The sequence below is a fragment of the Aeromicrobium halocynthiae genome, from assembly GCF_039531385.1.
Classification (GTDB): Bacteria; Actinomycetota; Actinomycetes; order Propionibacteriales; family Nocardioidaceae; genus Aeromicrobium; species Aeromicrobium halocynthiae.
Window position 1 is genome coordinate 289,485 of record NZ_BAAAPY010000002.1, and the last position, 12,947, is coordinate 302,431.

Annotated in this window: 14 protein-coding genes; 11 read left to right on the forward strand and 3 right to left on the reverse strand. The window is 71.7% G+C overall.

What is annotated here, in order from left to right; genetic code table 11:
• Positions 1 to 42 precede the first annotated feature (42 nt).
• From ABD213_RS05470 to ABD213_RS05495, 6 genes are all read left to right on the forward strand, one after another.
• On the forward strand, positions 43 to 585 hold the full coding sequence (locus tag ABD213_RS05470) for a TRAP transporter small permease (RefSeq protein ID WP_344325526.1): 543 nt from the start codon (positions 43 to 45) through the stop codon (positions 583 to 585).
• Positions 582 to 2,276: an AMP-binding protein gene (locus ABD213_RS05475; protein WP_344325529.1), complete on the forward strand. Its 1,695-nt coding sequence runs from the start codon at positions 582 to 584 to the stop codon at positions 2,274 to 2,276. Before ABD213_RS05470 ends, ABD213_RS05475 begins: the two co-directional genes overlap by 4 nt.
• The gene (locus ABD213_RS05480; RefSeq protein WP_344325532.1) at positions 2,273 to 2,872 is read left to right on the forward strand and encodes a TetR-type transcription factor C-terminal domain-containing protein; all 600 of its coding nucleotides are present in this window, start codon (positions 2,273 to 2,275) and stop codon (positions 2,870 to 2,872) included. The genes ABD213_RS05475 and ABD213_RS05480 overlap by 4 nt, the downstream gene beginning before the upstream one ends.
• A gap of 189 nt (positions 2,873 to 3,061) precedes the next feature.
• Positions 3,062 to 4,105: a phosphotransferase family protein gene (locus tag ABD213_RS05485; protein WP_344325535.1), complete on the forward strand. Its 1,044-nt coding sequence runs from the start codon at positions 3,062 to 3,064 to the stop codon at positions 4,103 to 4,105.
• A 38-nt stretch (positions 4,106 to 4,143) separates the two neighbouring features.
• On the forward strand, positions 4,144 to 5,394 hold the full coding sequence (locus ABD213_RS05490; protein WP_344325538.1) for an acyl-CoA dehydrogenase family protein: 1,251 nt from the start codon (positions 4,144 to 4,146) through the stop codon (positions 5,392 to 5,394).
• Positions 5,391 to 5,852 carry a MaoC/PaaZ C-terminal domain-containing protein gene (locus ABD213_RS05495; RefSeq protein WP_344325541.1) on the forward strand — a complete coding sequence of 154 codons (462 nt, stop codon included), beginning with the start codon at positions 5,391 to 5,393 and terminating at the stop codon, positions 5,850 to 5,852. Before ABD213_RS05490 ends, ABD213_RS05495 begins: the two co-directional genes overlap by 4 nt.
• A 108-nt stretch (positions 5,853 to 5,960) precedes the next feature.
• Here the strand turns inward: ABD213_RS05495 and mshD are convergent, their stop codons facing one another.
• The 3 genes from mshD to ABD213_RS05510 form a co-directional block, all read right to left on the reverse strand.
• Positions 5,961 to 6,776, reverse strand: a complete 816-nt coding sequence (mshD, locus tag ABD213_RS05500; protein WP_344325544.1) for a mycothiol synthase — start codon at positions 6,774 to 6,776, stop codon at positions 5,961 to 5,963.
• Positions 6,777 to 7,039: 263 nt separating this feature from the next.
• The gene (locus tag ABD213_RS05505; protein WP_344325548.1) at positions 7,040 to 8,470 is read right to left on the reverse strand and encodes a carboxyl transferase domain-containing protein; all 1,431 of its coding nucleotides are present in this window, start codon (positions 8,468 to 8,470) and stop codon (positions 7,040 to 7,042) included.
• Positions 8,471 to 8,513: 43 nt separating this feature from the next.
• Positions 8,514 to 9,260 carry a winged helix-turn-helix domain-containing protein gene (locus ABD213_RS05510; protein WP_344325551.1) on the reverse strand — a complete coding sequence of 249 codons (747 nt, stop codon included), beginning with the start codon at positions 9,258 to 9,260 and terminating at the stop codon, positions 8,514 to 8,516.
• 121 nt (positions 9,261 to 9,381) lie between these two features.
• On the opposite strand from ABD213_RS05510, the gene ABD213_RS05515 reads away from it, so the two are divergent.
• From ABD213_RS05515 to ABD213_RS05535, 5 genes are all read left to right on the forward strand, one after another.
• Positions 9,382 to 9,648 (forward strand): MoaD/ThiS family protein, encoded by a 267-nt coding sequence (locus tag ABD213_RS05515; RefSeq protein WP_344325554.1) that lies wholly within the window; start codon positions 9,382 to 9,384, stop codon positions 9,646 to 9,648.
• Positions 9,649 to 9,683: 35 nt separating this feature from the next.
• Entirely contained in the window at positions 9,684 to 10,493 is an 810-nt protein-coding gene (locus ABD213_RS05520; RefSeq protein ID WP_344325557.1) for a hypothetical protein, read from the forward strand.
• Between the two features lie 89 nt (positions 10,494 to 10,582).
• Positions 10,583 to 10,876, forward strand: a complete 294-nt coding sequence (locus ABD213_RS05525; protein WP_344325560.1) for a helix-turn-helix domain-containing protein — start codon at positions 10,583 to 10,585, stop codon at positions 10,874 to 10,876.
• Between the two features lie 4 nt (positions 10,877 to 10,880).
• Complete coding sequence (locus tag ABD213_RS05530; RefSeq protein WP_344325584.1) at positions 10,881 to 12,173, forward strand: type II toxin-antitoxin system HipA family toxin; 1,293 nt, start codon at positions 10,881 to 10,883, stop codon at positions 12,171 to 12,173.
• Positions 12,174 to 12,362: 189 nt separating this feature from the next.
• On the forward strand, positions 12,363 to 12,806 hold the full coding sequence (locus ABD213_RS05535) for a thioredoxin family protein (RefSeq protein WP_344325563.1): 444 nt from the start codon (positions 12,363 to 12,365) through the stop codon (positions 12,804 to 12,806).
• The last annotated feature ends 141 nt before the right edge of the window (positions 12,807 to 12,947 follow it).

The window sequence follows — 12,947 nt, forward strand, 5'->3', positions numbered from 1 at the left end:
CACGGCACCGCCGACGACCCTTACCCGACCTCAGGAGCGACCATGGACCGTCTGACCTCCGCCTACCGGCTCTGGGGCGGTGTGAAGCTGGCCGGAGCCCTGGTTAGTGGCATCGCGATCTTCGCGATGATGCTCTTCATCGTGGCCGACGTCGTCAGCCGGAACTATCTCGGCGGCTCGATCGCAGGCAGTTTCGAGGTGGCGCAGAACTACTTCATGCCGCTGGCGGTGTTCCCGGCGTTGGCGTACGTCTACGCCGCCGGGGTCCTGCCTCGCATGGACCTGCTGCGCGACCGGCTGCCGGACGCGCTGCGACACGCGATCACGCACGTGCTCGTGGTGCTCGAGGTGGTCCTGCTGGTGGTCCTGGTGCACTACACCTGGGTCTACGCGATGTCCGGGATGGATCGTGGCGTCGCGTTCCCTGCCGGGGGTTCGCTCTACACTCTGTGGCCGCTGTTCTTCCTGGTGCCGGTCGCCTTCGCCATGGTGCTCATCGAGACGCTGTTCGTGCTCGGTCGCAACGTGCTCGGCTCGGAGGTCTCCCTGACCTTCGCCGAGGCGCAGGAGGAGGCCCGCCCATGACGACGGCCGGGCGTCCGTGGACGCAGCGGTACCCCGCCACGGTCGGCGTCGACCTGCGCAGCGAGCACGACTCGATGCTCGACGCCTGGGAGGTGCATGCCTCGAGCCGGCCCGACGACCCCGCGGTGCACTACCTCGGCGCGACGCTCACCTTCGGGCAGGTCGACCGCGCTGCGGCGGCGCTCGCGTCCGCGCTGCAGTCGTTCGGTGTCGGTCCTGGCGACCGGGTCGCCGTCTACCTGCAGAACGACCCGCAGTGGCTCGTCGTCATGCTCGGGGCCTGGCGCCTCGGGGCGATCCCGGTCGCGGTGAACCCGATGTTGCGCGAGGCGGAGCTGCGTCACCACCTGCAGGACGCGGAGCCGTCGGTGGTGGTGTGCCTGGAGTCCTTGCACGACGTCGTCGCCGCGGTGGCCGAGGACGTCGAGGTGGGAACGGTCGTCACGACCCACCCGCTCGACCTGACGCCCGACGCCGAGGTGCCGCGTGCGCTCGTCGACGTGGTGGGGGAGCCGCGGGAGGTCGACGGTGCGGTGAGCTGGCGTCGGCTGCTGGCCGAGCACGAGGGACGGCGTCCCGAGCGGGCGCCGTCGTCGCCCTCCGACATCGGCGTGTTGACGTACACGTCAGGGACCACCGGACGTTCGAAGGGCGCGATGAACCTGCACGGCGCCTTGCTGCACAGCTCACTGGTGTACACCCGGTGGTGGGACCTGCGACCCGGTGACGACGTGATCATGGGGTTGGCCCCCGTCTTCCACATCACCGGCATCGTGGCGTGCCTCGGGGTGCACGTGGTGAGCGGAGCGCCGCTGGTCCTGCTGCACCGCTTCGACACGGAGGTCACGCTCGAGGCGATCGCTCACCACCGGGCGACGTTCATGATCGCGGCCAGCACGGCGTTCATCGCGCTCAGCAACCACGACGCCGTCGGGCGCCTGGACGTCAGCAGCCTCACCAAGACCCCCTCCGGCGGTGCACCGGTCGGCCGCGCCCTGGTCGATCGTGTCCGTGCCGCCACCGGTTGGGACCTGCGGGGGGCCTACGGGCTGACCGAGACGACGTCACCGTGCCATCTCGGCCCGCTCGACGTGGACGCACCGGTCGATCCCGAGAGCGGAGCGCTGGCCGTCGGGGTGCCCGTCCCCGGCGCCGAGGTGCGGATCGTCGATCCGGAGACCGGGGAGGACCTCGCGCCGGGCAGTGCGGGCGAGATCGTCGTCCGGGGCCCGATGGTGGTGCCCGGGTACTGGCGACTCCCGCAGGAGTCGGCGCACGCCGTGCGCGACGGCTGGTTCCACACCGGCGACGTGGGCAAGGAGACCGAGGACGGCTGGCTCTTCGTCGTCGACCGGCTGAAGGACATGATCAACGCCGGCGGATACAAGATCTTCCCGCGCGACGTCGAGGACGTCCTCTACCAGCACCCGGCCGTCAGGGAGGCGTCCGTGGTCGGGGTCGCCGACGAGTACCGCGGCGAGACGGTGCGGGCCTTCGTGTCGCTGGTCGACGGAGCGAGGGTCGAGGAGGCCGAGCTCATCGCGTTCTGCAAGGAACGGATGGCCGCCTACAAGTACCCTCGGTCCGTGGTGATCCTGTCCGAGCTGCCGAAGACGACCAGCGGGAAGATCCTGCGACGGCGCCTTCGTGACCTCGGTACGGTGCCGACGCACGGAGGGCCGTCGTCGTGACGCAGGCTCGCGTGGCCAAGCAGGCCCGAGGTGGTCGGGACGTCGTCGTCGCCGCGGCCGTCGACAACTTCCAACGATTGGGCTACCACGGCACGTCGATGCGCGACATCGCCCGGGATGCGGGCATCACCGTCGCGTCGATCTACCACCACTTCCCGTCGAAGCAGCTCATCCTCCAGGACATCATGAAGCGAGTCCTGAGCGACGCGTTCTCCGCGACGCGCACGGCTCTGATGGCGGCGCCGGCCGCGCCCGAGGAGCGTCTGGCCGAGATCGTGCGTGCCTGGATCCGCTTCCACACCCACCGACGGGCCGAGGCGTTGATCGGCGCGTCGGAGATCCGGAGCCTCGACGACGCGGGGCGTTCGATCGTCATCGCGTTGCGTGACGAGCAGGAGCGGATGTTCCGCGACGTCATCGAGCACGGGGTGTCGGTGGGGGCGTTCGCCACCCCCTATCCGGCGGAGGCGGCGCGAGCGATCCTCACGATGGGCAGCTCGGTCGCGAGCTGGTACCGAGCGGGGGGCGAGCTGAGCCCCGAGGAGCTCTCGGACCGGTACGCCGCGCTGGCCCTCGGCGCGGTCGGAGCGCGCTGACGTCCCGATCGATCGTTCGACCAATAGTCGTCATCGGGGTGTGGGATGCAGCCCTGGGCTGCCGGTGTGCGTGCATCTGGACCTGTCATGACAGGCTCTATCCGTCATCCAGGCAGCGTCGTCGGTTGACGCGCGGACGACCGTCCGTCATCCTGATAGCCGAACGATCGTTTGGAAAGGACGTTGCTCATGCCGGAGTCCGCGGTGGACCTCGACGCCCTGCGACGCTGGCTCGACGAGCACGCGGCAGGGGGAGTGGCCGGGCCGCTCTCGGCGAGCCTCGTCGCCGGAGGTCGCTCCAACCCGACCTTCGCGCTCGACGACGGGACCCACCGGTGGATCCTGCGTCGCCCGCCCTTCGGGCGTGTGCTCCCCACCGCCCATGACATGCACCGCGAGCACCGGGTCCTGAGCGCCCTCGCCGACGCCGCGGGAGTGGCGGTGCCGCGTGTCGTCGGGCCGGTCGGCGCGGAGGACGTCATCGGTGCGCCGTTCTACGTGATGGAACGTCTCGAGGGACGGACGCTGAGATCGGCCGCCGACACCGCCGACCTGACCCGCGGCCAGCGAGCGCGGCTGTCCGACGCCCTCGTCGACCTCCTCGTGGCCCTGCACGCGGTGCGGCCGGCCGACGTCGGTCTGGAGGACTTCGGTCGACCGGACGGCTACCTGGACCGTCAGCTCAGCCGCTGGAGACGCCAGTGGGAGGCCTCGGCGACCGAGGACCGGCCGGTCGTCGACGAGGTGCTGCGCCACCTCGGCGAGACGGTCCCCACCGGCAGCCGCCCCGGCATCGTGCACGGCGACTTCAAGCTCGACAACGTGATGGTCGCGCTCGACGACCCGACCCGGATCGTGGGGCTGCTCGACTGGGAGATGTCGACCCTCGGTGACACCCGCACCGACGTGGGGATCCTGTGCTCGTTCTGGGAGGGCCCGGGACAGCCGGAGCACCCCATCACCGCCGGGTCGACCACCCACGACGGCTTCCCCGAGCGCACCCACCTCGCCGAGCGCTACGCCGCCGCGGTCGGCGTGGACGACCTCGACATCGGTTGGTTCACGGCCTTCGCGGACCTGAAGATCGCCGTGATCCTCGAGGGGATCCACGCCCGGCACCTCGACGGTCACACCGTCGGCGAGGGCTTCGACGACGTCGGCGCCATGATCGCGCCGCTGCTCGACCGGGCCCGGCGGACCGTGACCACGGCGAGCGCCGCGTCGCGACGCTGAGACCGCGACGACCCACCCCGTCCCGACCAGGAGGCACCATGTCCGACCCCTTCCACGCCCTGCGGGCCGAGCCCGACCCCGCGAGCCTCGACCTCTCAGGCTCCGACCGCGCGAAGGAGCTGCACGCCGAGCTCGTCGCGTTCATGCTCGAGCGCGTCCTCCCCGCGGAGCAGGACTACGAGGAGTACCGCGTCGCGGCCGGTCCGTTCGACAGCACCCTCCCGCCGGTGGTGGAGGAGCTCAAGGTCGAGGCACGACGACGTGGCCTGTGGAACCTCTTCCTGCCTGACTGGTCGGGCATCAGCCAGCTCGACTACGCAGGGCTCGCCGAAGTCACCGGATGGAGCCTGCACCTGGCGCCGGAGGCGACGAACGGTCAGGCGCCCGACACCGGCAACATGGAGCTGCTGCACCTCTTCGGCACGCCCGCCCAGCAGGAGCGTTGGCTCGAACCCCTGCGGGAGGGGAGGATCCGGTCGGGCTTCTCGATGACGGAGCCCGATGTCGCGAGCTCCGACGCCACGAACATCGAGACCAGCATCGTGCGCGACGGCGACGAGTACGTGATCAACGGCCGCAAGTGGTGGACCAGCGGTGCTGCGGATCCGCGCTGCGCACTGCTGATCGTCATGGGCAAGACCGATCCCGACGCCGAGCGGCACCGTCAGCAGTCGATGGTCCTGGTGCCGACCGACACCCCGGGGGTGACCATCGTGCGCGACGTGCCGGTCTTCGGGCGGCACGACCAGCACGGCCACTGCGAGATCAGGTACGACGACGTCCGGGTGCCGGTCGACCACCTGCTCGGAGGTGAGGGCGAGGGCTTCGCCCTGGCGCAGGCGCGCCTCGGACCGGGGCGCATCCACCACTGCATGCGAGCGCTCGGCGCCGCCGAGCGGGCACTCGGGCTGATGGTGGCGCGTGCGTCCGAGCGGGTCGCGTTCGGACGGCCGCTCGCCGACCAGGGCGTCGTGCACGAGCAGGTCGCGGAGTCGCGCATCGCGATCGACCAGGCCCGGCTCCTGTGCCGGCACGCGGCCCGCACGATCGACCTGCACGGGAACAAGGCCGCTGCCTCGCTGGTCGCCGAGGCCAAGGTCGCGGTGCCGCGGGTCGCGCTGGAGGTCATCGACCGCGCCATCCAGGTGCACGGGGGCGCGGGCGTCAGCGACGACGTCCCCCTGGCGGCGATGTACGGGTGGCACCGCGCCATGCGCATCTTCGACGGCCCCGACGAGGTGCACCGGCGAGCGATCGCCCGCACCGAGCTCAGGCTCGCGGGCCGGTGACGTCGACGCAGGACTGGTTCCTGGAGGACTTCGAGGAGGGCCAGGTCTTCCTCAGCCAGGGACGGACGATCACCGAGACCGACCTCGTCACCTTCGCCGGGTGGAGCTGGGACACCAATCCCGTCCACACCGACGCCGTCGCCACGGCCGACGGGCGGTTCGGGGGTCCGATCGCGCACGGCGTCCTCGGCCTCAGCGTCGCGATGGGTCTCGCGTCGCGGCTGGGCGTCTTCGAGGCGTGCTCGATCGCGCTGCTCGGCATCGACGAGTGGCGATTCCACGCGCCGGTGCGCGTCGGTGACACGGTGCGGTGCCGCGTCACCATCCTCGACGTGCGCCGCACGTCCGCCGGCGACTCCGGTGTGCTGCGTCGCCGCTTCGAGCTGATGGACACCCGCGACGCGATCGTGCAGAGCGGCAGGATCGACCTGCTCGTCGCGGCGCGGCCGGGCTCCTGACGGGCTGCGGTTTACCACGGTCCCACGGCAAGCACGTTCTTCCCGCGGCAGATCTGCCGCGGGAAGAACCAGTTCTCCTTGGGACCGTGGTAAACCGCAGGACGGGAGTCAGGCGTCGGTGGCGTAGAGGACGTCGCGGGCGTGCTGCTCGAAGCCCAGGCGACGGTAGACGGCAAGGGCGGGGGCGTTGTCGCCCTCGACGTAGAGGTCGACGGTGCCGATGCCCTGCTCCCACAGGTGGCGGACGCCGCGGGCGGTGAGGGCGGTGCCGAGGCCGCTGCCGTGGGCGTCGGGGTCGACGCCGACGACGTAGACCTCGCCGATGCCGTCCTCGATCTTGGTCCAGTGGAAGCCGACGACCTGGCCGTCCCGGACGGCCACGAAAAGCCCGGCCGGGTCGAACCACGCCTCGGCGCGCCGCCGGTCGAAGTCGGCGTGGTCCATGGCGCCCTGCTCCGGGTGCTCGGCGAAGGCGCGCGCGTTCACCGCGATGATCGCCTCCGCGTCGGCCTCCTCGAAGGTCCGGAGCGTGATGCCGGGGACGGCTCGCTCCGGCTCGGGAGCGTCGTCGAGGCGCCGGCGCAGGACCAGCAGGGTGCGCACCGGATGCGCGCGGCCCTTCTCGGCGAACGCTTGCGCACCGGGAAGGTCGCCGTGGGACCACGCGCGCGTGACCCCTGCGGCGCGGGCGCGTCGCCAGAGCTCGGTGCCGTGGCCGCGCCGACGGTGCTCGGGGTGGACGACGAGCTCGAGCGGTGCGTCGCCGAAGCGCAGCGCGGCACCGACCAGCCGTCCGTCGTGCTCGCGCGTCTCGCGCAGTCTCGGCCGGTCGCCGGCGTTGAGGGCGATCTGGGTGGCCTCGTTGAACGGGTGCACCCCGTCGACGTCGTGGGCAGCGGCACCGAGTGCGAGCAGGTCGTCCATGGCGACCACTATGCCCCGCGGTGGCGAGCCTGCCGGGAGCCCGATCGGTGCCTCCGCAACCGTTTCGCTCGGCTTGGGGTTCTCCAGGCACCGACGTGGGACGGATTCCCAGGGTCTCTTGGGAATCCGTCCTGTGCCGCGCGCATCGGTGCCACCCCAACCGAATGCTGCCGCAGAAGGTTGCTGCGGCACCGATCAGCCAGCGGGCGAGCCAGAAGGTTGCGCAGGCACCGATCAGCGACCGGGCCCGGCGGTCCCCCCGGTCAGGTGTCGGCGAGGAGCCGTCGCAGCTGGTGACCGATCTCGGCGGCGACGGCCGTCGCGAGGTCGGAGGGGGTGTCGTCGTCGGGCTCGGCGATGAGGTGGTGCACGGTGCCGGCCTCGTGGAGGTCGATGGCGGAGACCCGCTGCTGCTCGGCCATCTGCGGGGCGTGGTCGACGTCGCCGTGGACGATGGCGCTGGCGCCCTCCGGCGGTAGGGGCGAGAGCCAGGCGTGCTCGGTGGCGATGACGACGTCGGCCGGGAGCAGGGCGAGGGCGCCACCGCCGCACCCCTGGCCCAGCAGCACCGAGATCGACGGCACGCGCAGCGTCGACATGCCGGCGATGCACCGGGCGATCTCGCCGGCCACGGAGCCCTCCTCCGCGGCCGGCGACAGCTCGGCGCCGGGGGTGTCGATGACGGAGACGAGCGGCAGCCCCAGCTCGGCGGCCAGGCGCATGCCGCGGCGTGCCTCACGCAGCGCGGCCGGTCCCATCGGGTTGTCGGGGGTCTGCTTGGAGCGGTCCTGGCCGACGACGACGCACGGGACGCCGTCGATGCGCGCGAACGCGACGATCATGGCGGTGTCGCGCTCGCCCTCGTCGGTGCCCTGGAGTCGGACCGTGGCGTCGCTGCCGAGGCGAAGGACGTCGCGGACCCCGGCCCGCCCGGCGGCACGGGTGCGCTCGATGGCGGTCCAGGTGTCGACGCGCCGGTGGACCGGGTCGGTCCGGCGCTCGCGGGTGGACTCGCTGACGGGGTCGAGCAGCAGGCCGAGGGCGCGGTCGACGATCGTCGGCAGCTCCTCGTGCAGGACGACGGCGTCGATGATGCCGTGGTGCTCGAGGTTCTCGCTGGTCTGCACGCCCGCGGGGAAGGGGCGACCGTTCAGGAGCTCGTAGACCTTGGGGCCGAGGAACCCGACGAGGGCGCCCGGCTCGGCGACGGTGATGTGTCCGAGCGAGCCCCAGGAGGCGAACACGCCGCCGGTGGTGGGGTGGCGCAGGTGCACGAGGTACGGAAGGGCGGCCTCGCGGTGGTCCATCAGGGCGCGGGAGATGTCGACCATGTGCACGAAGGCGGGGGTGCCCTCCTGCATGCGGGTGCCGCCGGAGGCGGTGGAGGCGAGGATCGGCAGCCGCTCGGCGGTGGCTCGACGCACGGCGGCGACGATGCGCTGGGCCGCCGCCGCGCCGATGGAGCCGGCGAGGAACCCGAACTCCCCGAGCACGAAGGCGACCGGACGGCCCTTGACGGTGCCGCGTCCGGTGATGACCGACTCGTCGGTGCCGGCCCGCTCGGCGGCCTTGGCGAGCGCCGCCCGGTAGTCCTCGGGGTGCGTCGAGACGTCGATCGGCTCGTCCCAGGAGACGTAGGAGTCGGCGTCGAGGACGAGGTCGATGAGGGCGTGGGCGGTCAGCCGGTCGGTCACGGGTCTCCTGCGGGGTCGGGCGTGGCCGCGGGTGGCGGGGTGCTCAGGCGCGGGCGCCGGGCCCGGGCACGACCTCGGCGGGGGTGGCGTCGGTGTCCTCGGCGTCGGGCTCGTCCTTGACGGCGACGAAGCGGTAGCCGACGTTGCGGACGGTGCCGATGAGGGTCTCGTGGTCGGAGCCGAGCTTGGCGCGCAGGCGGCGGACGTGGACGTCGACGGTGCGGGTGCCGCCGAAGTAGTCGTAGCCCCACACCTCCTGCAGCAGCTGTTGGCGGGTGAAGACGCGGCCGGGGTGCTGGGCGAGGAACTTGACGAGCTCGAACTCCTTGAAGGTGAGGTCGAGCGTGCGGTCCTCGAGGCGCGCGGTGTAGGTGGCCTCGTCGATGACGAGTCCGCTGGAGGCGATGACCTGGGTGTCCTCGACGCCGGCGGCTCCGGCGGCGAGGCGGCCGGCGGTGAGCCGCAGCCGGGCCTCGAGCTCGGCGGGTCCGGCGGTGGTGAGGATGACGTCGTCCATGCCCCAGTCGGAGGCGGCGACGGCGAGCCCGCCCTCGGTGAGCACGAGGATGAGGGGGCAGTCGATGCCGGTGGTGCGCACGACGCGGGTCAGGCTGCGCACCTGGGCGAGGTCGTGGCGGCCGTCGACGAGCACGGCGTCGGCCTGCGGTGCGTCGATGAGCGCGCTGGCCTCGGCGGGCAGGATCTTGACCGTGTGGGGCAGCAGGGCGAGGGCGGGCAGCACCTCGACCGAGGACTGGTTGCTCTTGCTGAGCAGCAACAGGTGGGACACAGGTTTCCTCCAGGTCCTACAGAAAGAGGCCAGGTGAGTCTCACCGTGGCCTCGTTGCGCATGGGACAGAATACGCCATGTGGCGTCCAACCAGGCAGATGGTGTCCAGAAGGCGAACCGCGTGACGGTCCGGTACTGGGCTGCGGCGCGGGCCGCAGCGGGTGTCGAGGCCGACGAGGTGGAGGTGCCGGACGGCGGTTCGCGCACGTTGGCCGACGTGCTGGCGGAGGTGGAGCGGCGTCGTCCGGGGGACCGTCGCTTCGCCGACGTGGTGGACATCTGTTCGGTGCTGGTGGGGGAGGTGCCGGTGGGGGCCCGGCCCCACGACGAGGTGGTCCTGGGCGCGGGCGACGTCGTCGAGCTGCTGCCGCCGTTCGCCGGCGGATGAGCGGGCGGCGGCGCGCGCCTGTCATGCTTCGACTCATGTCTCGCGGCACGGCGTCGGTGTTCTCGGTAGCGCTTCTGGCGCTGCTGGTGCTGACGGCGCTCACGGGCGAGGCGGTGGTGGTGGCGTTGGCGGTGCTGGTGGTGCAGGGCATGATCGCGGCGGCTCCGAGCCCGCCGGACGCTCGTGGTCGCGCGCACGGCGGCCCGCGGTTCGTGCCGGCGCTCCTCGCGGGCGTCGTGGCGACGACGCTGGCGACGTTCCCCTCGTTGCTGGTGGGCTCGGAGGGGATGCGCGCGGGTCGCGAGGGCATCGTCAGCAACGGGGTGATCGCGGGTCTGGTGCCGGCGGTGGCGGTGGCGGTGATCGCGGCGCTGGTGGCGCAGATGCTGCGCAGTGACGGTCGGCCCAAGCTGGTCTCCTCGACGGGTCATGCCGTGACGTTGGGGGTGTTCGCGGCGCTGGCGGCGTCGTGGGTGGCGGCGTCGCGGGCGGTGGCGGGTGCGGACGTCGTGATCATCGGTGCGGCCGGTGTGGGGGCGGCGCTCGTCGTCTGGGGCCTCCCGGTGAGCCGTGTGGTGGCATCGGCGGGTGCGCTGGTGGCGGCGTCGGTGGCCGGTGGTGTGGCGGCGTTCGCGCTCGGGGGGTCGGCCACGCCGGTCTTCGGCCTGCTCCTCGGAGCCGCGGTCTCGATCTTCGCCGTCCTGGGCCAGGTGCTCGGACGGGCGTGGTCGGCCGGACGCATCCACTCCTCGCAGGGGTGGGGGTTCCCGGGGGCGCTGGCGGTGGCGCTCCCGGCGCCGGTGGTGCACGTGTTCGGCCAGCTGCTGGGCCTGCCGGGTCTGTGACCGCACTGTCGACGTTCTCCGACTTCCCGTGAAGTCGAAGAACTGCTACTTTCGGTGATGTCGGCGAACGGCGACACGAGGAGAGCAGCATGGACATTCGCACCCCTGCCGATCTCGGTGTCCTCATCCGCAACACCCGCCTCGAGCAAGGAGCGACCCAGGCAGCCGTCGCCGCGGCAGCGGGCATCAGCCGGGACTCCTTGATCCGTATCGAGCGCGGCCACCCGCGGGTCGAGCTCGCCAACGCGCTCGCCGTGCTGGCCGCGCTGGACGTCGCCTTGGCCTCGACGTCGGCGGTGGGTCGGCCGGATGCGGCCGGGTCGTCGGACGACCTGCTGGACTCGGTGATCGACTCGTTGAGGGGGGTGGCCGACGATCGCTGAGCATCTGCGTGTCTACCTCGACGGCGTTCTCGCCGGACACCTGCGGCAGGACGGGAACGGCCGGGTCCGTTTCGACTACGACGACGGCTACGTGGAGTCCGACGACCCCACGCCCCTGTCCTCCGTCATCGGACTCCGGGCCACTCGTCACAAGCCGGGCCACGTGAGGAACTGGTTCGACGGACTCCTCCCGGACAACGTCGCTGTGCGAGAGGAGTGGGGCCGCAGGTTTCAAGTCTCTGCCCGCAACCCGCTGGCGCTTCTGCGGCACGTGGGTCGCGACGCCGCGGGCGCGGTCCAGGTGGTTCCCGAGGGGCAGGAGGCTGATGACGCCATCGCACGAACGGGCGACGTCGAATGGCTGGCCGACGACGATCTCGAGTCACTCCTCGCCGGTCTGAGCCGCGGTCGGGGGGACTGGGGCAGGGAGCTGCAGAACGGCCGGTGGAGCCTGGCCGGCGCACAGAACAAGGCCGCCCTTCACCATGACGGCCACCGGTGGGGCATCCCCCTGGACTCCACGCCCACCACCCACATCCTCAAGGCCGCCATCGGCGGGTACGACCTGCACGACATCAACGAGTACGCCTGCCAACGAGCCGCCCGAGAGCTGGGACTTCCGGCGGCCACCACCACCTTGCTCGAGAAGGGCGAGGAACGCGCCGTCGTCTCGCAGCGCTATGACCGGGTCGTCATCGACGGCGCCTGGAGGCGCCTTCACCAAGAGGATCTCTGCCAGGCGTTGGGCGTCTCTCCTGCCATGAAGTACCAGAGCGACGGTGGGCCCGGCCTGGCGCAGTTCCTGACGGTCTTCGCGCAGTTCCAGCCGTTGGCGCAGCAGCAGGCGGCGCGTCGCACGTTCTTCGACTACCTGTGCTTCAACGTCATCATCGGAGCGAGCGACGCCCACGCGAAGAACTTCTCGGTCCTGCGGGCGGGGTCGGCCTCTCGGTTGGCGCCGCTGTACGACGTCGCCTCGGTGCTTCCGTACCTTTCCGAGCGCATCGCGTCGTCCGGGCTGCGGACGGAGGGGCCCCGCAGCGCACTGAGGATCGGCTCGACCTACGACCTGCCGGCGATCGGTGAGGACGACATCGCGTCGTGCGCGCGAAGCCTCGGGCTCCCGCCTGGCGAGGGTGTCGAGCGCTATCGCGACCTCGCGGCCCGAGCCCCTGGTGCCTTCGAGCAGGTGGCCGCATCCCTCGGTGTCGAGGACCATGCGCGGTTCGTCCGTGAGCTGTCGGGCAAGGTCGCGGCGCACGTGGCGGGCCGGTGGCGCCATGGTGTGCTGTTCTGAGACGCGCTTCGGCCTCGGCTGGCGGTCTCTCCGGGCGGTTCGTGCACAGGTTCGGCCAGCTGCTGGGTATGCCGGGCCTTGAGGGAGGTCGGCGGCCGCTGGCGTGGCGTGGCCCGGCGGTGGTCGCGCTGGGCGTGATGCTGGCGACACGTCCGGCCGGGCTGGCGTGACGGTCGTATCGTTGGTCGGGTGACTGGCCCGCTCGTGCTCCTCGTCGCCGTCCTCGCGACGGTTCTGCTCGGTGTGCTGTACAGCCGCGTGAACGGTCGGTTCCGTGCTCAGCCGCCTGCCCCGTCGACCGGGGAGGATGCTGGGACGGTCGCCGACGACCGGGACGTCCTGCAGTCCGACGACATCGGCGCCGACCTGGGCGAGCGCCTCACGCTCGTGCAGTTCTCCAGCGCCTTCTGCAGCCCCTGCCGCGCCACCCGCACCCTCCTGGCCGATGTCACGTCCGACCGCCCCGACGTCGCCCACGTCGAGGTGGACGCCGAGTCGAACCTGGACCTCGTGCGCCGCCTCGACATCCGCCGCACCCCCACCGTGGTCGTCCTCGACGCCACCGGAGCCGTCGTCGGCCGGGCGTCGGGGCTGCCGAAGCGGGAGCAGGTCGAAGCGGTTCTGGCCGGCTGAGCGTGAGCTCTAGAGCTTCCGGAGCACGGGTTGGGGTGACAGGTCGACGTCTCTGGTGTTGCCGGTGATGGTTGTCAGGCAGCAGTCTGCCGGGTGCGGCGGCTCAGTTGCTTCTTGACCTGGACCGGGGTGCGGCCGGCC